17 protein-coding genes are annotated in these 18,122 nt (G+C 64.2%); 4 read left to right on the top strand and 13 right to left on the bottom strand.

Annotation, left to right across the window (positions count from 1 at the left end; all coding sequences use genetic code 11):
* Positions 1–2: 2 nt before the first annotated feature.
* The 13 genes from lpxA to rpsB form a co-directional block, all read right to left on the bottom strand.
* Positions 3–779: an acyl-ACP--UDP-N-acetylglucosamine O-acyltransferase gene (gene lpxA, locus F3I62_RS12570; RefSeq protein WP_160489973.1), complete on the bottom strand. Its 777-nt coding sequence runs from the start codon at positions 777–779 to the stop codon at positions 3–5.
* Positions 776–1,216, bottom strand: coding sequence for a 3-hydroxyacyl-ACP dehydratase FabZ (fabZ, locus tag F3I62_RS12565; RefSeq protein WP_160489972.1), 441 nt, complete (start codon positions 1,214–1,216; stop codon positions 776–778). Before fabZ ends, lpxA begins: the two co-directional genes overlap by 4 nt.
* 47 nt (positions 1,217–1,263) lie before the next feature.
* Positions 1,264–2,325, bottom strand: a complete 1,062-nt coding sequence (gene lpxD / locus F3I62_RS12560; protein WP_160490040.1) for a UDP-3-O-(3-hydroxymyristoyl)glucosamine N-acyltransferase — start codon at positions 2,323–2,325, stop codon at positions 1,264–1,266.
* On the bottom strand, positions 2,325–2,828 hold the full coding sequence (locus tag F3I62_RS12555) for an OmpH family outer membrane protein (protein ID WP_160489971.1): 504 nt from the start codon (positions 2,826–2,828) through the stop codon (positions 2,325–2,327). The genes lpxD and F3I62_RS12555 overlap by 1 nt, the downstream gene beginning before the upstream one ends.
* 42 nt (positions 2,829–2,870) lie before the next feature.
* Positions 2,871–5,270 (bottom strand): outer membrane protein assembly factor BamA, encoded by a 2,400-nt coding sequence (gene bamA, locus F3I62_RS12550; RefSeq protein ID WP_160489970.1) that lies wholly within the window; start codon positions 5,268–5,270, stop codon positions 2,871–2,873.
* 75 nt (positions 5,271–5,345) lie between these two features.
* Entirely contained in the window at positions 5,346–6,698 is a 1,353-nt protein-coding gene (gene rseP, locus F3I62_RS12545) for a sigma E protease regulator RseP (RefSeq protein ID WP_160489969.1), read from the bottom strand.
* Between the two features lie 15 nt (positions 6,699–6,713).
* Complete coding sequence (gene ispC / locus F3I62_RS12540) at positions 6,714–7,904, bottom strand: 1-deoxy-D-xylulose-5-phosphate reductoisomerase (RefSeq protein WP_160489968.1); 1,191 nt, start codon at positions 7,902–7,904, stop codon at positions 6,714–6,716.
* The gene (locus tag F3I62_RS12535; RefSeq protein ID WP_160489967.1) at positions 7,901–8,716 is read right to left on the bottom strand and encodes a phosphatidate cytidylyltransferase; all 816 of its coding nucleotides are present in this window, start codon (positions 8,714–8,716) and stop codon (positions 7,901–7,903) included. Before F3I62_RS12535 ends, ispC begins: the two co-directional genes overlap by 4 nt.
* Positions 8,716–9,471 carry a polyprenyl diphosphate synthase gene (gene uppS / locus F3I62_RS12530; RefSeq protein ID WP_160489966.1) on the bottom strand — a complete coding sequence of 252 codons (756 nt, stop codon included), beginning with the start codon at positions 9,469–9,471 and terminating at the stop codon, positions 8,716–8,718. The genes F3I62_RS12535 and uppS overlap by 1 nt, the downstream gene beginning before the upstream one ends.
* Positions 9,472–9,484: 13 nt before the next feature.
* The gene (frr, locus tag F3I62_RS12525; RefSeq protein ID WP_160489965.1) at positions 9,485–10,042 is read right to left on the bottom strand and encodes a ribosome recycling factor; all 558 of its coding nucleotides are present in this window, start codon (positions 10,040–10,042) and stop codon (positions 9,485–9,487) included.
* Positions 10,039–10,782 (bottom strand): UMP kinase, encoded by a 744-nt coding sequence (gene pyrH, locus F3I62_RS12520; protein ID WP_160078727.1) that lies wholly within the window; start codon positions 10,780–10,782, stop codon positions 10,039–10,041. The genes frr and pyrH overlap by 4 nt, the downstream gene beginning before the upstream one ends.
* Positions 10,783–10,961: 179 nt before the next feature.
* Positions 10,962–11,828 carry a translation elongation factor Ts gene (gene tsf, locus F3I62_RS12515; RefSeq protein WP_160489964.1) on the bottom strand — a complete coding sequence of 289 codons (867 nt, stop codon included), beginning with the start codon at positions 11,826–11,828 and terminating at the stop codon, positions 10,962–10,964.
* A 122-nt stretch (positions 11,829–11,950) separates the two neighbouring features.
* On the bottom strand, positions 11,951–12,691 hold the full coding sequence (gene rpsB / locus F3I62_RS12510; protein WP_160489963.1) for a 30S ribosomal protein S2: 741 nt from the start codon (positions 12,689–12,691) through the stop codon (positions 11,951–11,953).
* A gap of 252 nt (positions 12,692–12,943) precedes the next feature.
* Between rpsB and map the strand changes: the two genes are divergently transcribed.
* Genes map through F3I62_RS12490 form a run of 4 tightly spaced genes read left to right on the top strand, consistent with a single transcriptional unit; the run spans position 12,944 to position 18,063 of the window.
* Complete coding sequence (gene map / locus F3I62_RS12505; protein ID WP_160489962.1) at positions 12,944–13,744, top strand: type I methionyl aminopeptidase; 801 nt, start codon at positions 12,944–12,946, stop codon at positions 13,742–13,744.
* Between the two features lie 20 nt (positions 13,745–13,764).
* Positions 13,765–16,467, top strand: a complete 2,703-nt coding sequence (locus F3I62_RS12500) for a [protein-PII] uridylyltransferase (RefSeq protein ID WP_160489961.1) — start codon at positions 13,765–13,767, stop codon at positions 16,465–16,467.
* Positions 16,468–16,516: 49 nt separating this feature from the next.
* A complete protein-coding gene (gene dapC / locus F3I62_RS12495; RefSeq protein WP_160489960.1) occupies positions 16,517–17,719 on the top strand; it encodes a succinyldiaminopimelate transaminase in 1,203 nt (400 codons plus the stop codon).
* Complete coding sequence (locus tag F3I62_RS12490; protein WP_160489959.1) at positions 17,716–18,063, top strand: ArsC family reductase; 348 nt, start codon at positions 17,716–17,718, stop codon at positions 18,061–18,063. The genes dapC and F3I62_RS12490 overlap by 4 nt, the downstream gene beginning before the upstream one ends.
* Positions 18,064–18,122: the final 59 nt, after the last annotated feature.

Below are 18,122 nucleotides of genomic sequence, written 5' to 3'. Positions count from 1 at the left end.
ACTTAGCGGGTGATGCCGCGGGTCGAGGCCTGGATCGAGTCGCGAAATACCGCCACTTCCGGAAACTGCGCCGATGCCTCGGCCAGCTCGGCCAGGGCCTGCTCGACGGTCAGCCCCTGGCGATACACCACCTTGTAGGCGCGGCGCAGGGCGGCGATGGCCTCGGCACTGAAACCGCGCCGGCGCATGCCCTCGAAGTTCATGCTGCGCGCCTCGGCCGGGTTGCCGAACACGGTGACATAGGCCGGCACATCCTTGCCGATGGCCGTGCCCATGCCGGAGAAGCTGTGCGCGCCGATGCGGCAGAACTGGTGGACCAGGGTGAAGCCGGAGAGGATCGCCCAGTCGTCCATCTGCACATGCCCGGCCAGGGCGGTGTTGTTGACCAGGATGCAGTGGTTGCCGAGCACGCTGTCGTGGCCGATATGCACATAGGCCATCAGCAGGTTGTGGTCGCCGATGGTGGTTTCCGAACGGTCCTGCACGGTGCCGCGGTGGATGGTCACCCCCTCGCGGATCACGTTGTGGTCGCCGATCACCAGGCGCGTCGGCTCGCCGTTGTACTTCAGGTCCGGGGTGTCTTCACCGACCGAGGAGAACTGGTAGATCTTGTTGTGCTTGCCGATCTTGGTCGGACCCTTGACGATCACGTGCGGGCCGACCACTGTGCCCTCGCCAATTTCCACATCGGGCCCAATGATCGACCAGGGGCCGACCTGAACGTCATCCGCCAGCCTGGCCGACGGATCGATAATGGCGCGAGGGTCAATCAAACTCATAGTTTGCGTTCCGCACAGATGATTTCCGCCGAGCAGACTTCCTTGCCATCGACACTGGCCCGGCACTCGAACTTCCAGATGCTGCGCTTGCAGCTGAGGAAGCGCGCTTCCAGGATCAGCTGATCGCCCGGCAGCACCGGCTGGCGAAAGCGTAGCTTGTCCGAGCCGACAAAGTAGTACAGCGTGCCGTCGGCCGGCTTCACGTCGAGCATCTTGAAGCCGAGGATGCCGGCGGCCTGGGCCATGGCTTCGATGATCAGCACACCGGGCATGATCGGGTGCTGGGGGAAGTGGCCGTTGAAGAACGGCTCGTTGATGCTGACATTCTTGTAGGCGCGAATCTTCTTGCCTTCAACATCCAGGTCCACCACCCGATCCACCAGCAGGAAGGGATAGCGGTGCGGCAGATACTCGCGAATTTCGTTGATGTCCATCATGTACGGAAAGCCTGTTCTAAAGAATGGGGACGTGCGTCAGACGCGGATCAGGCATCTGATGAGGCATCGGCGCCCGGGGTCACGGCAGCCAGGCGCTTTTCCAGATCGCGCAGGCGTCGTGCCATATCGTCCAGCTGGCGAATGCGCGCGGCACTCTTTTTCCAGTCGGCCGCAGGTTGCATCGCCGTGCCCGAGGAATAGGCCCCGGGCTCGGTAATCGAACGGGTGACCATGGTCATCCCGGTAACGAACACGTTGTCGCACACCTCGATGTGCCCGACCATGCCGACACCGCCGGCGATCATGCAGTTGCTGCCGATCTTGGTACTGCCGGAAATGCCCACGCAGCCTGCCATCGCGGTGTTGTCACCGACCTGCACGTTGTGCGCGATCATGATCTGGTTATCCAGCTTGACCCCATTGCCGATCTGCGTATCGGCGAGGGCTCCGCGGTCGATGGTGGTGTTGGCCCCGATCTCGACATCATCGCCCAGGGTCACGCCGCCGATCTGCGCGATCTTGCGCCAGACGCCCTTCTCGTTGGCAAAACCGAAGCCTTCGCCACCGAGTACGGCACCGGACTGGATGACCACGCGCTTGCCGATATGCACGTCGTGATACAGGGTCACGCGCGGCGCCAGCCAGCCATTTTCGCCGATGGAGCTGCGCGCACCGATCACGCAATGGGCGCCGATGGTCACGCCAGCACCGATCTGCGCAGCGCTTTCGATCACCGCGTAGGCGCCGATGCTGGCGCTCGCGTCGACCTGTGCATCGGCCGCCACCACGGCCGTCGGGTGCACCCCGGCAGCGGCAACGGGTTTGCGATCGAACAGATGGGACAGCTGGGCATAGGCCAGGTAGGGGTTGGCCACCAGCAGGGCATCGCCCGCGTAGCCTTCCGCATCGGCGGGCGTCAGCAGTACCGCCGCCGCCTCGGTGGCAGCGAGAAACTTGCGGTACTGGGCGTTGGCCAGGAAGCTCAGCTGATCGCCGGCGGCATCCTGCAGGGAGGCCAGGCCACGCACCGGCTTGTCCGCGGCGCCACGCAGGGTGGCACCCAGACGCTCAGCCAGCTGGCCGAGGGTAAACGACACGGCGCTCATGATCAGCGCAGCTTGTTCATGCGCTCGATGACCTGGCGGGTGATGTCGTACTGCGGTTTGACATCGATCACCGCACCGCGCTCCAGCACCAGGTCGAAGCTGCCGCCCTTGATCACTTCTTCGACCGCTTTGTCCAGCTTCGGCTTGAGCTGCTTGAGCATGTCGCGATCGGAAATCGCCTTGGCCTCGTTGAGTTCCTTGGACTGGAACTGGAAATCGCGCGCCTTCTGCTTGAATTCGAGTTCCAGACGCTCGCGCTCGGCCTGCTGCATGCGCTCGCCTTCCTTGACCAGACGGTCCTGGATGCGCTTGGCATCGGTTTCCAGCTGCTTCAGCTTGTTCAGTTGCGGCCCGAACTTCTTCTCGGCATCCACCGCGTATTTCTTCGCTGCGTCAGACTCAAGCAAGGCCATTTGATAGTTCAGTACCGCCACCTTCATCTCGGCAAACGCCGGAGTCGCCACCAAGGCCATGGTGATCAGTACCCATTGAGTCAACTTACGCACGATGCACTCCCGCAACAAAGACTGTTGTCATTTATCAAGCAATTAGAAGGTCTGACCCAGAGAGAACTGGAAGACTTGGGTATCCGCATCATCCGGTTTCTTGATCGGCGCCGCCAGGCTGAAGCTCAGCGGGCCCATGGCCGTGATCCAGGTCACGCCGACGCCGACGGAACTGGCCAACTCGCCAATGTCCAGGTCGCAGGTGTTGCCATTCTCTTTCTGGGCGGTGGAGCAATTGGTGTCGTAGACGTTGCCCACGTCCCAGAACAGCGAGGTGCGCAGGGAACGTTGATCCTTGACAAACGGCATCGGGAACAGCATTTCCACCCCGCCCTGGATCAGCACGTTACCACCGAAGGGCAGCGGATCCTGGTCCGGGTCGGTATAGCGACCATCGGCACCGATGCTGCCGTCGGTGATGACCTTGCCACTGGCGTCACGCGCCACGCTGGGCGTACTGCGTGGGCCCAGCGAGCTGTCCTCGAAACCCCGCACCGAGTTGAAGCCACCGGCGTAGTAGTTCTCGTAGAACGGCAGGTCGGAGGTAGAGCCGTAGCTGTCGCCATAGCCCAGCTCGGTATGGAAGCGCAGGGTGTAGTTGTCGGTCACCGGCTTGAACAGCTGGCCACGGTAGTCCAGTTTGAAGAACGACAGGTCGCTACCGGGCACGGTGCTTTCCAGCACCAGGCTCTGGGAATGACCACGGTTGGCCAGCACGCCACGGTTGAGCGTGGACTCCGACCAGCCGATCGAGCCCTTCAGGTTCAGGTAGTCCTCGCCCTCCTCCTCGAGGAAATCCATGATTTCGTCGACGGTGTAGGAGCCGGTATCGATGCTGTCCTGCTGGATGGTCAGGCCATAGGTCAGACGCGAGATCTCGCTGATCGGGTAACCGATGCTCACCCCGGCGCCATAGCTATCCACCGCATAGCTGGATACGTCGACATCAAGGTCATCGTAGTCGGTGGCGCGGTAGAAGGCGTTGTAGCCCAGGCTGACGCCATCGGCGGTCCAGTAGGGGTCGACGAAGCCGAAGTTGTAGCTGGTCTGGTATTCGCTGCGGGTCAGGCCGAGGCTGACCTTGTTGCCGGTACCGAGGAAGTTGTTCTGGCTGATCGAGCCGCCGAGGATCAAGCCGGCATTCTGAGCGAAGCCGACGCTGGCGGTGATCGAGCCGGAAGCCTGCTCCTCGACGCTGTAGTTGACGTCGACCTGGTCGTCGGTACCGGGTACCTGCGGAGTCTCAACGTTGACTTCCTTGAAGTAGCCCAGGCGCTCGAGGCGGGTCTTGGACTGGTCGATCAGGTAGGTCGAAGCCCAGCCGCCTTCCATCTGGCGCATTTCGCGGCGCAGCACTTCGTCTTCGGTCTTGGTATTGCCACGGAAGTTGATGCGGTTGACATAGGCACGCTTGCCCGGATCGACCACGAAGGTGATGGCGACGGTCTTGTCTTCGTCGTTGGGCTGCGGCACGCCGTTGACGTTGGCGAAGGTGTAGCCCTCGTTGCCCAGGCGGCGGGTGATCAGCTCGGAGGTGGTGGTCATCACCTTGCGCGAGAATACCTGGCCCTGCTTGACCAGCAGCAGCTTCTTGACTTCCTCTTCCGGCACTTTCAGGTCACCGGAGAGCTTGACTTCGCTGACGCTGTACTTGTCGCCCTCGTCGACGTTGACGGTGACGTAGACGTGCTTCTTGTCCGGGGTGATGGATACCTGGGTGGAGGAGATATCCATGTTGATGTAGCCGCGGTCCAGGTAGTAGGAGCGCAGACGCTCCAGGTCACCGGACAGTTTCTCGCGGGCGTACTTGTCGTCGTTCTTGAAGAAGGACAGCCAGTTGGTGGTCTTCAGCTCGAACAGGCCGACCAGGTCCTCATCAGAGAAGACCGTGTTGCCCACCACGTTGATGTGCTGGATGGCGGCAACCGAGCCCTCGTTGATGTCGATCTTCAGTGCCACGCGGTTACGCGGCTGCGGAATCACTTCGGCTTCGATGCTGGCCGAATAGCGGCCTTGGGCCACGTACTGGCGCAGCAGTTCGTTGCGCACGCCTTCGAGGGTGGCGCGCTGGAAGATTTCGCCCTCGGCCAGGCCGGACTGCTCCAGGCCCTTCATCAGGTCTTCGGTGCTGATCGCCTTGTTGCCTTCGATCTCCACGCCGGAGATCGACGGACGCTCGATCACGGTGATCACCAGCACATCGCCATCGCGACCGAGCTGGATATCCTGGAAGAAACCGGTTTTGAACAGCGCACGAGTAGCCTCGACCAGGCTACCGTCATCCGCCTGCTCACCGACGTTGAGCGGCAGGGCGCCGAACAGGCTGCCCGCGGAAACCCGCTGCAGGCCGTTGACGCGAATATCTGAGATGGTGAAGGACTCGGCGTGAACTTCGGCGATCATCAATGCGGCGAGCACCGCAGGTAGCAGCAGACGTTTCATGAAGTCCTTTCTTATTCCAACTGACAATAAAGAAGCCGCCGCAATAGGCGGCAGCTTCGCAATTCAGCGATTTGTTTACAGACGACCCAGGTCGTTGATCAGGGCCAGCAACATCACCCCGAGCACCAGACTGATGCCCACCTGCATGCCCCAACCCTGCACCCGCTCGGACAGCGGGCGACCCCGCACCCACTCGATCAGGTAGAACAGCAGATGCCCCCCATCCAGCACAGGAATGGGCAACAGGTTGAGAACCCCCAAACTAATGCTCAGCAGGGACAGGAAATACAGGAAATCCCCCACTCCCGACTGGGCTGAAGCGCCCGCCACTTTAGCAATGGTTATCGGCCCACTCAAGTTTTTTACCGAGAGCTCACCGACCAGCATTTTGCGCACCGAATCGAAGGTCAGCAGGGTCATGTGCCAGGTGCGCCGCAGCCCCTCGCCCAGCGCATCCAGCGGCCCGTAGCGGACTTCGCGCAGCATCTCTTGCGGCCACTCGACGGCGCCGACGCCGACGCCGAGGTAACCGCCGCGCGCCTCACCCTCGCCACGCACGGCAAGGTTCACCGTGAACGCCAGCTCGCGCCCCTCGCGCTCGACCAGCAGGCGCACCTGCTGCCCCGGCAGCTCGCGCAGCACATCCAACACCTGCTGCCAGTCAGCGATGCGCTGCTCGCCGATCAACAGTAGGCGATCACCCTTGCGCACGCCCGCCGCCTGCGCCGGCCCCTCGGGATCGATTTCCTGCAGAACCGGAGCAATGGCCGGACGCCACGGACGAATACCCAGCGACTGCAGCGGATCTGGCTGCTCGACACCCTTCTGCCAATCACGCAGTGCCAACTGACGAGTGCTCTGCGCCGTCGAATCAGGCTCGCGCAACAACAGCTCGAGCGTGCCGCTCTCGCCGAGACGCCGCACCAGTTGCAGATTGACCGCCCCCCAACCGGCCGTCGGCTCGCCATCCACGGCCAGGATCTCCTGCCCGGCCTGCAGGCCCGCCGCCGCCGCCAGGCTGTCCGCCTGCACGGCGCCGATGACCGGCTTGGCCTGCTGGCTGCCGAGCATGGCCAGGACCCAGAAGAACAGGATGGCCAGCAGGAAGTTGGCAATCGGCCCGGCGGCGACGATGGCGATGCGCTGCCGTACCGACTTGCGATTGAAGGACTGCTCGATCTGCTCGGCCGGAACATCGCCCTCGCGCTCGTCGAGCATCTTCACGTAGCCACCCAGCGGAATGGCGGCCACGACGAACTCGGTGCCCTGGCGATCGTGCCAGCGCAGCAGGGGGCTGCCGAAGCCCACGGAGAAGCGCAGGACCTTGACCCCGCAGCGCCGCGCCACCCAGAAGTGGCCGAACTCGTGGATAGTCACCAGCACGCCCAGCGCAATCAGGGTGCCGAAGAACATGTATAGCGCGCTCATCCTATTCCTCCGGGCTCAACGCCCGTGGCGACTCAACCATTCACCGGCCAGCACCCGCGCCCGGGCATCGGCCGCCAGCACCGCATCGAGGTTTTCGACCGGCGCGACCGCCTCAAGATTCAATACTTCATCGATGATACGCGCGATCTCGGGAAAGCGGATGCGCCGCTCGAGGAAGGCCGCCACCGCCACCTCGTTGGCCGCATTGAGCAGCGCCGGCGCACTGCCACCCGCCTCCGCGGCATGTCGCGCCAGGCGCAGGCAGGGGAAACGCTGCTCGTCCGGACGCTGGAAATCCAGGCGCGCCACGGCGAACAGGTCCAGCGGCGCCACGCCGGAGTCGATGCGCTGCGGCCAGGCCAGGGCATGGGCGATCGGCGTGCGCATATCCGGATTGCCCAACTGCGCCAGCACCGAGCCATCGACATAGTCGACCAGCGAATGGATCACGCTTTGCGGATGGATCACCACCTCGACCTGACTCGGCCTGGCGTCGAACAGCCAGCAGGCCTCGATCAGCTCCAGGCCCTTGTTCATCATGCTCGCCGAGTCCACCGAGATCTTGCGCCCCATCGACCAGTTGGGGTGGGCACAGGCCTGCTCGGGGCTGACCCGCTCCAGCTCGGCCAGCGGGGTTTCGCGGAACGGGCCGCCGGAGGCCGTCAGCAGGATGCGCCGCACCCCGACAGCGCCCAGACCGCGGGCATAGTCACCCGGCAGGCACTGGAAGATCGCATTGTGTTCGCTGTCGATCGGCAGCAGCACGGCACCGCTGCGCCGCACCGCCTGGATAAACAGGTCGCCGGACATCACCAGCGCTTCCTTGTTCGCCAGCAGTACCTTCTTGCCGGCCTCGACCGCCGCCAGGGTCGGTTTGAGACCGGCAGCGCCGACGATCGCCGCCATCACCGCATCGACTTCGGGATGCGCCGCCACTTCGCACAGACCACCCTCGCCCACCAGCACCCGGGTCGGCAGCCCGGCCTGCTGCAGCGCCGCCTGCAATGCCTCGCCGGCCGCCGCATCGGCAACCACGGCATAGCGCGGCCGATGCTTGACGCACAGGGCCTGGAGTTCGGCCAGGCGGGTGAAACCACTGAGGGCGAAGACCTGGTAGCGCTCAGGATGACGCGCGATCACATCCAGGGTGCTGAGCCCGATGGAGCCGGTCGCCCCCAGCACGGTGATCTGTTGCACCCGACTCACAGCGTGCCCCAGCCAGCCAGCCACAGCAGCACGGCAAATACCGGCACGGCCGCCGTCAGGCTGTCGATGCGATCCAGCACGCCACCGTGACCGGGCAGCAGGTTGCTGCTGTCCTTTATCCCGGACTGGCGCTTGAACATGCTTTCGGTCAGGTCACCGACCACCGAGATCAGCACCACCAGCGCCGCGCCCGCCAGGGCCAGGGCAAAACCCTTGCCCTGCCAGCCCTGCTGCAGGCCGACCGCCGCGGTGATCAGCAGGCTGGCCAGCAGGCCGCCATACAGCCCCTCCCAGCTCTTGCCGGGGCTCACCCGCGGCGCCAGCTTGCGCTTGCCGAAGGTCTTGCCGGCGAAATAGGCACCGATATCGGCCCCCCACACCAGCACCATGACGGCGATGATCAGCAGGTTCGCCTGCGGCCACTGCTTGAGCAGGACCAGGCCCTGCCAGGCGGGCAACAGGATCAGCAGGCCGATCAGCAGCTTCCCGGGCAGGCCGCCCCAGTAGCGGCTACTGGCGGGATAGCTCAGCACCAGCAGGGTGGCCAGCACCCACCACAGCACAGCCGCGCCGAGCAACCAGGGTGCCAGGCCCGGGGCGCGATACAGCCCGTAGAGCAGCGCCGCCACGGCGGCGGCATAGGCCACGCGCTGCGCCTGCCCGGCGAAACCGGCCAGGCGTGCCCACTCCCAGGCTCCCAGGGTCACCACCGCACCGATGAACAGGGCGAACAGCCCGCCGTCGAGCAGGAAGAAACCGCACAGTACGACGGGCAGCATCAGCAGCGCCGTGATGATCCGTTGTTTGAGCATCAGCGACGCGCCTCGGCTTCCACCTGTTCACTGGTCTTGCCGAAGCGACGCTGGCGGGTAGAGAAATCGGCCAGCGCCTTGCGCATGGCCTCGTGTTTGAAGTCCGGCCAGAACAGGTCGGAGAAATACAGCTCGGAATAGGCCAGCTGCCACAGCAGGAAATTGCTGATGCGGTGCTCGCCGCCGGTACGGATGCACAGGTCCGGCAACGGCAGATCGCCGGTGGCCAGGCAGCCCTGCAGCAGCTCCGGAGTCAGGTCCTCCGGCTGCAGGTGCCCGGCCTGCACATCGCGCGCCAGGCGCTGCGCGGCCTGGGCGATATCCCACTGGCCGCCGTAGTTGGCCGCCACCTGCAGGACGAAGCGCTTCTCGCCGGCGGTGATCTGTTCGGCCTCGCGCATGGCCGCCTGCAGCTCCGGATGGAAGCGCGAGCGATCCCCGATGATGCGCAGGCTGATGCCGTTTTCCTTGAGCTTCTTCGCCTCGCGGCGCAGCGCCCCGAGGAACAGCTCCATCAGCGCGCCGACCTCTTCGGCCGGGCGCTGCCAGTTCTCGCTGGAGAAGGCGAACAGGGTCAGCACCTCGACCCCCGCCTCGGCACACACCTCAATTACCGCACGCACGGCGTCGACGCCGGCCTTGTGCCCGGCCACGCCAGGCAGCAGGCGCTTCTTCGCCCAGCGGTTATTACCATCCATGATGATGGCCACATGACGCGGCACTATCGCCGGGGCTTCCTGCTTGTTCTTGACCATGGCTAGAGGACCGTCACACCGCCATCAGATCGGTTTCTTTGGCTTCCAGCGCCTTTTCCACCTCGGCGACGAACTTGTCGGTCAGCTTCTGCACCTCGTCGGCGGCGCGACGCTCTTCGTCTTCGCTGATTTCCTTGTCCTTGGACAGCTTCTTCAGCTCGGCCAGGGCATCGCGGCGCACGTTGCGCACGGCCACCTTGGCATCCTCGGCAACGCCACGTGCCTGCTTGGTGTAGCCCCTGCGCGTCTCTTCGGTCAGGGCCGGCATCGGTACCCGAATAGTGGTACCGGCGCTGCTCGGATTCAGCCCGAGATCGGAGGTCATGATGGCCTTTTCGATCGCAGCGCCCAGCGCCTTGTCGTGAGCGACGATCTTCAGCGTACGGGCATCTTCCACGCTGATCGCGGCGACCTGATTCAGCGGCATCTCGCTGCCGTATGCCGGGACCTTGATGCTGTCCAGGATACTGGGATGCGCCCGGCCGGTACGAATGGAGGCCAGGTTGCGCCCCAGGGACTCCAGGGATTTGACCATGCGCTCCTGAGCGTCTTTCTTGATCTCGTTGATCATTGTGCTTCCTCCTCGATCAGGGTTCCTTCCGCGCCGCCCACCACGATATTCAGCAGGGCGCCCGGCTTGTTCATATTGAAGACCCGCAGCGGCATCTTGTGGTCGCGGCACAGACAGATGGCCGTCAGATCCATCACACCCAGCTTGCGGTCGAGCACCTCGTCATAGGTCAGACGCTCGAATTTCTCCGCATTGGGGTCCTTGAAAGGATCGGCAGTGTACACGCCATCGACCTTGGTGGCTTTCAACACCAGATCGGCATCGATCTCGATGGCGCGCAGGCAGGCCGCCGAGTCGGTGGTGAAGAACGGGTTGCCGGTGCCGGCGGCGAAGATCACCACTTCCCCGGTAGCCAGGTGACGCAGCGCCTTGCGCCGGTCGTAGTGATCGGTCACGCCGACCATCGAAATCGCCGACATCACCGTGGCCGGGATGTTCGAGCGCTCCAGCGCGTCGCGCATGGCCAGGGCGTTCATCACGGTAGCCAGCATGCCCATGTGGTCGCCGGTGACCCGGTCCATGCCGGCAGCGGACAGCGCCGCACCGCGGAACAGGTTGCCTCCGCCGATCACCAGCCCGACCTGCACGCCGATGCCGACCAGCTGGCCGACTTCCAGCGCCATGCGGTCCAGCACCTTCGGGTCGATGCCGAACTCTTCCGAGCCCATCAGGGCCTCGCCGCTAAGTTTGAGCAGAATGCGTTTATAGCGAGGTTGGCGACCACTCACCTGCTGAGCCATGCGTATCTCTCCTGCGGCGTTGCTTTCTAGTCGAAGCACTGCGGCTTCATATTTTTACCCGGCAGTCAGACAACTGCCCGGTGAATTGGTGCGGCGCGAGCAACGATTATGCCGCGCTTTGCAAAAGAGGCTGCACGCGTAAGCGGGCAGCCTCTTCGGTACGACAGTGCGGAACCGTCTTACTGCTTGCTGGCGGCAGCCACTTGAGCAGCAACTTCGTCAGCAAAGTTGTCGACCGGCTTCTCGATGCCTTCACCTACGGCGAAACGGGTGAAGGAAACGATTTCAGCACCACCCTGTTTGGCCAGGGCGCCGACGGTGACTTCCGGGTTCTTGACGAACGCCTGCTCAACCAGGCTGGCTTCGGCCAGGAACTTGGTGATGCGACCGGCAATCATCTTCTCGACGATTTCAGCCGGCTTGCCCTTCATCTTGTCTTCGTTCAGGGACAGGAACACGTTCTTCTCGCGCTCGATGGCCTCAGGGGAGACTTGAGTCGGCAGCAGGAATTCCGGGTTGCTGGCAGCCACGTGCATGGCGATGTCCTTGGCCAGCTCGACGGTACCGCCCTTCAGGGCCACGACCACGCCGATCTTGTTGCCGTGCAGGTAGGAACCCAGCACGTCGCCCTCGACACGGGCCAGACGACGGATATTGACGTTTTCACCGGTCTTGCCGACCAGGATCAGACGATCGGCTTCACGGGCTTCGATCAGCGGCTCGACGGTGGTCAGCTTGTCGGCGAAAGCCTGGTCGACGCTGGCGGCAACGAAGGCCTTGAAGTCGTCCTGCAGAGCCAGGAAGTCGGTCTGCGAGTTGACTTCCAGCAGAACGGCGGACTTGCCGTCGTCCTTGATCGCGATGGCGCCTTCGGCGGCAATGTTGCCAGCCTTCTTGGCGGCCTTGATGGCGCCCGAGGCACGCATGTCGTCGATGGCTTTCTCGATGTCGCCGCCGGCCTTGGTCAGGGCCTTCTTGCAATCCATCATGCCTTCGCCGGTGCGCTCGCGCAGTTCTTTAACCAGGGCTGCAGTAATTTCTGCCATGTTCTTGATCCTCTTGAATCGGTAGTCAACCAATCAACCCGGATACCGGGTACAAATTCGTAAGTGGCAAAAAGGGGGCCTAGCCCCCTTCTTGCGCAACGGGTGACCTCGGTCGCCCGCTATCAGCCTTCGCTGGCCTCGGAGGAAGCTTCTTCGACGAACTCGTCGGCGCCGCCGGCAGCATTGTTGCGACCACGGATCACGGCGTCGGCCATGGCACCCATGTACAGCTGGATGGCGCGGATGGCGTCGTCGTTACCCGGGATGATGTAGTCAACGCCTTCCGGGCTGCTGTTGGTATCGACGATGCCGATGACCGGGATGCCCAGTTTGTTGGCTTCGGTGATAGCAATGCGCTCGTGGTCGACGTCGATCACGAACAGGGCGTCCGGCAGACCGCCCATGTCCTTGATACCGCCCAGGCTGCGATCCAGTTTTTCCAGATCACGGGTGCGCATCAGGGCTTCTTTCTTGGTCAGCTTGGCGAAGGTACCGTCCTGGGATTGGACTTCCAGTTCGCGCAGGCGCTTGATCGAGGCACGGATGGTCTTGTAGTTGGTGAGCATGCCGCCCAACCAGCGATGATCGACGTACGGCGAACCGCAACGTGCGGCTTCGTCAGCCACGATCTTGCCGGCGGAACGCTTGGTGCCCACGAACAGAATCTTGTTCTTGCCCGCAGCCAGCTTCTCAACGAAGGACAGAGCCTCGTTGAACATCGGCAGGGTTTTTTCCAGGTTGATGATGTGGATCTTGTTGCGCGCGCCGAAAATGAACTTGCCCATTTTCGGGTTCCAGTAACGGGTCTGGTGGCCGAAGTGCACACCGGCCTTCAGCATATCGCGCATATTGACTTGGGACATGATAGTTCCTTGATAAGTCGGGTTAGGCCTCCACGCATCCCGCTATCCAACCCTTGCAGGCACCCAGGATAACGTGTCGATACGTGTGCGGATTAAAGCTTCACGAGCCCACAGCCCGTAAAGCGGCGCATTTTATATCACAGAACGGCGCCACAAGCTACCCGCCTCGACTCGCCGCGCGCATGGCGCTTATGGCTTGCAGCCCGAAGCTGTTAACATGCGCCCTTGTCCTGCCTGCGCCCGAGAGCCCATATGACCGTTACCATCAAGTCGCCGGAAGAAATCGAAAAAATGCGCATCGCCGGCCGCTTGGCCGCCGAAGTGCTGGAAATGATCGGCGAACACGTCAAGCCCGGCGTCACCACCGAAGAGATCGACCGCATCTGCCACGACTATATCGTCAACGTGCAGAAGGCCATCCCGGCACCGCTCAACTATGGCGCAGCTCCCGGCCGCCCGGGCTTCCCCAAGTCGATCTGCACCTCGCTCAACCACGTGGTCTGCCACGGCATCCCCAACGACAAGCCGCTGAAGGACGGCGACGTGCTGAATATCGACGTCACCGTGATCAAGGACGGCTACCACGGCGACACCAGCAAGATGTTCATGGTCGGCAAGGTCGCCGAGTGGGCGGTCAAGCTGGCCCAGGTCACCCAGGAGTCGATGTACAAGGGCATCGCCCTGGTCAAGCCGGGCGCACGCCTGGGCGACATCGGCGAAGTGATCCAGAAGCACGCCGAGAAGCACGGCTTCTCCGTGGTCCGCGAATACTGCGGGCACGGCATCGGCGCGGTGTTCCACGAAGAGCCGCAGGTTCTGCACTACGGCCGCGCCGGCACCGGCATGGAACTCAAGGCGGGCATGACCTTCACCATCGAACCGATGATCAACCAGGGTCGCCCGGAAACCCGCCTACTCGGCGATGGCTGGACCGCCATCACCAAGGACCGCAAGCTGTCCGCGCAGTGGGAGCACACCGTGCTGGTCACCGAAGACGGCTACGAGATCCTCACCCTGCGCAGCGACGACACCATCGCGCGCACCTCAGCCTGAGCATATAGAAGGTAGGCCGCATGCCGCAGATGGATCCGGAGTTGTTTGATCGCGGCCAGTTCCAGGCCGAACTGGCGCTCAAGTCCAGCCCCATCGCCGCGTTCAAGAAGGCCCTCAAGCAGGCGCGCGAGGTGCTCGACGGGCGCTTTCGCGAAGGCCGCGACATTCGCCGCCTGATCGAGGACCGCGCCTGGTTCGTCGACCAGATCCTGCGCTGCGCCTGGGATCGCTTCGACTGGAGCGAAGACGCCGACATCGCCCTGCTGGCGGTCGGCGGCTACGGCCGCGGCGAGCTGCACCCCAACTCCGACATCGACCTGCTGATCCTGCTCGACAGCGCCGACCACGAAGTCTTCCGCAGCCCCATCGAAGGCTTCCTCACCCTGCTCTGGGACATCGGCCTGGAAGTCGGGCAGAGCGTGCGTTCGGTGGATGAATGCGCCGAAGAGGCGCGCGCCGACCTGACGGTGATCACCAACCTGATGGAAAGCCGCACCATCGCCGGTCCCGAGCGCCTGCGCCTGCGCATGCAGGAGGTCACCAGCGCCGAGTGCATGTGGCCGAGCAAGCACTTCTTCCTGGCCAAGCGCAAGGAACAACAGGCGCGCCACGCCAAGTACAACGACACCGAGTACAACCTGGAGCCCAATGTGAAGGGCTCCCCCGGCGGCCTGCGCGACATCCAGACCATCCTCTGGGTGGCGCGCCGCCAGTTCGGCAGCCTCAACCTGCACTCACTGGTGCAGCAGGGTTTCCTGGTCGACAGCGAGTACGGCATGCTCGCCTCCAGCCAGGAGTTCCTGTGGAAGGTGCGCTACGCCCTGCACATGCTGGCCGGGCGCGCCGAAGACCGCCTGCTGTTCGACCACCAGGGCAAGATCGCCGCCCTGCTCGGCTTCGAGGACGGCGACGGCAAGCTGGCGGTGGAAAACTTCATGCAGAAGTACTACCGGGTGGTGATGGGCGTCGCCGAACTCAGCGACCTGATCAACCAGCACTTCGAGGAAGTGATCCTGCGCGCCGGCGAGCTGGGCCCGGCGCTGCCGCTGAACAGCCGCTTCCAGCTGCGCGACGGCTACCTCGAAGTCACCCATGCCAAGGTGTTCAAGCGCACCCCGTTCGCCATCCTCGAAGTCTTCGTGCTGATGGCCCAGCATCCCGAGATCAAGGGCGTGCGCGCTGACACCATCCGCCTGCTGCGCGACAGTCGGCACCTGATCGACGACGACTTCCGCCGCGACATCCGCAACACCAGCCTGTTCATCGAGCTGTTCAAGTCGACCCAGGGCATCCACCGCAATCTGCGGCGGATGAACCGCTACGGCATTCTCGGCCGCTACCTGCCGGAGTTCGGCCATATAGTCGGGCAGATGCAGCACGACCTGTTCCACATCTATACGGTCGATGCACACACCCTCAACCTGATCAAGCACCTGCGCAAACTCAAGCGCCCGGAGCTGGCGGAGAAATTCCCGCTGGCCAGCAAGCTGATCGACAAGCTGCCCAAGCCGGAGCTGATCTACCTGGCCGGGCTCTACCACGACATCGGCAAGGGCCGTGGCGGCGACCACTCCGAACTCGGCGCGGTGGATGCCGAAGCCTTCTGCGCCCGCCACCAACTGCCGAACTGGGACAGCCGGCTGATCGTCTGGCTGGTGCAGAACCACCTGGTGATGTCGACCACCGCCCAGCGCAAGGACCTGTCCGACCCGCAGGTGATCTTCGACTTCGCCCGGCAGGTCGGCGACCAGACCCGCCTGGACTACCTCTACGTGCTGACCGTGGCCGACATCAACGCCACCAACCCCAGCCTGTGGAACTCCTGGCGCGCCAGCCTGCTGCGCCAGCTCTACACCGAGACCAAGCGTGCCCTGCGCCGCGGCCTGGAAAACCCACTGGACCGCGAGGAGCAGATCCGCCAGACCCAGAGTTCGGCCATCGACATCCTGGTGCGCGGCGGTACCGACCAGGACGACGCCGAGCAGCTCTGGTCGCAACTGGGCGACGACTACTTCCTGCGCCATACCGCCGCCGACGTGGCCTGGCACACCGAGGCGATCCTCCAGCATCCGGCCGGCAAGGACCCGCTGGTGCTGATCAGGGAAACCGCCCAGCGCGAGTTCGAGGGCGCCACCCAGATCTTCATCTACGCCCCGGACCAGCACGACTTCTTCGCCGTGACCGTGGCCGCCATGGACCAGCTCAACCTGAACATCCACGATGCGCGGGTGATCACCTCCACCAGCCAGTTCACCCTGGACACCTACATCGTCCTGGATGCCGACGGCGGGCGCATCGGCGACAGCCCGGCACGCATCAAGCAGATCCGCGACGGCCTGGTCGAAGCGCTGAAGAACCCGGACGAGTACCCGGCGATCATCCAGCGCCGCGTGCCGCGCCAGCTCAAGCACTTCGCCTTCGCCCCGCAGGTGACCATCCACAACGATGCCCAGCGCCCGGTGACCGTGCTCGATATCACCGCGCCGGATCGCCCCGGCCTGCTGGCGCGGATCGGCAAGATCTTCCTGGATTTCGACCTGTCCCTGCAGAACGCCAAGATCGCCACCCTCGGCGAGCGGGTGGAAGACGTGTTCTTCATCACCGACGCCCACAACCAGCCGCTGTCCGACCCCGAGCTGTGCGCGCGCCTGCAGGACGCCATCGTCCAGCAGCTGTCGCAGGCCAATGGGGAAACCGTCGGCCTCGGCTCGATCAGCATATGAACCCGGCCGGGCCCAGCGCCGCCCGGCCCGCACGCGACCAAGAGACGTTATGAACCACGCCCTGACCCAACTGCAGCCCTACCCCTTCGAGAAACTGCGCGCCCTGCTGGCCGGCGCCCAGCCGCCGGCCGACAAGCGCCCGATCGCCCTGTCCATCGGCGAACCCAAGCACAAGTCGCCGGACTTCGTCGCCCGGGCCCTTGCGGACAACCTCGACCAGCTGGCCGTGTACCCGACCACCCTGGGCATCCCGGCGCTGCGCGAAGCCATCGCCGCCTGGTGCGAGCGCCGCTTCGGCGTGCCCGGCGGCTGGCTGGATGCCGCCCGCCACGTGCTGCCGGTCAACGGCACCCGCGAGGCGCTGTTCGCCTTCACCCAGGCCGTGGTGAACCGCGAGAGCAAGGGCCTGGTGGTCAGCCCCAACCCCTTCTACCAGATCTATGAAGGTGCGGCCCTGCTCGCCGGCGCCACCCCGCACTACCTGCCGTGCCTGCAGGAACATGGCTTCAACCCGGATTTCGACGCGGTCAGCGACGACGTCTGGCAGCGCTGCCAGATCCTCTTCCTGTGCTCGCCGGGCAACCCCACCGGTGCGCTGATCCCGCTGGAAACCCTGAAGAAGCTGATCGCCCTGGCCGACAAATTCGATTTCGTCATCGCCGCCGACGAGTGCTACAGCGAGCTGTATTTCGACGAAGACAACCCGCCACCAGGCCTGCTGACCGCCTGTGCGGAGCTGGGCCGCAGCGATTTTGCGCGCTGCGTGGTATTCCACAGCCTGTCCAAGCGCTCCAACCTGCCGGGGCTGCGCTCCGGTTTCGTCGCCGGCGACGCCGACATCCTGAAATCCTTCCTGCTGTACCGTACCTACCACGGCTGCGCCATGCCGGTGCAGACCCAGCTGGCCAGCGTCGCCGCCTGGAACGACGAGGCCCACGTGCGCGCCAACCGCGACCTGTACCGCGAGAAGTTCGCCGCCATGCTCGACATCCTCGGCCCGGTGCTGGACGTGCAGCGCCCCGACGGCGGCTTCTACCTGTGGGCCAGGACCCCGGGCGACGACCAGAACTTCACCCGCGAGCTGTTCGCCCAGCAGCACGTGACCGTGGTGCCCGGCTCCTACCTGTCGCGCGAAGTGGCCGGCGAGAACCCCGGCGCCGGCCGCGTGCGCCTGGCCCTGGTCGCGCCACTGGCCGAGTGCGTGGAGGCCGCCGAGCGCATCCGCGCCTACCTTCAAGGACAGCCCGCATGAGCATCACCCTTTACGGCATCAAGGCCTGCGACACCATGAAGAAGGCGCGCACCTGGCTCGACGAGCACGGCGTGAGCTACGGCTTCCATGACTACAAGACCGCCGCCATCGACCGCGCCAGCCTGCAGCAATGGTGTGCCGAACACGGCTGGGAAACCGTCCTCAACCGTGCCGGCACCACCTTTCGCAAGCTCGACGAGGCACAGAAGAACGATCTCGACCAGGCCCGCGCCATCGAACTGATGCTGGCCCAGCCGTCGATGATCAAGCGCCCGGTCCTCGACCTGGGCGGCAAGACCCTGGTCGGCTTCAAGCCCGAGCTGTACGCCGCCGCCCTGGCCTGATCCACCCCCGAATTCGCCTGGCTGCTTGTGCGCCGGCCTGTCCCAACCTGATTCAGCAA

It is taken from the genome of Pseudomonas sp. R-28-1W-6 (assembly GCF_009799925.1).
In the GTDB taxonomy this organism is placed as follows: domain Bacteria; phylum Pseudomonadota; class Gammaproteobacteria; order Pseudomonadales; family Pseudomonadaceae; genus Aquipseudomonas.
Note: the sequence above shows the minus strand (reverse complement) of the source record. Positions and strands in the feature narration are given on the sequence as shown.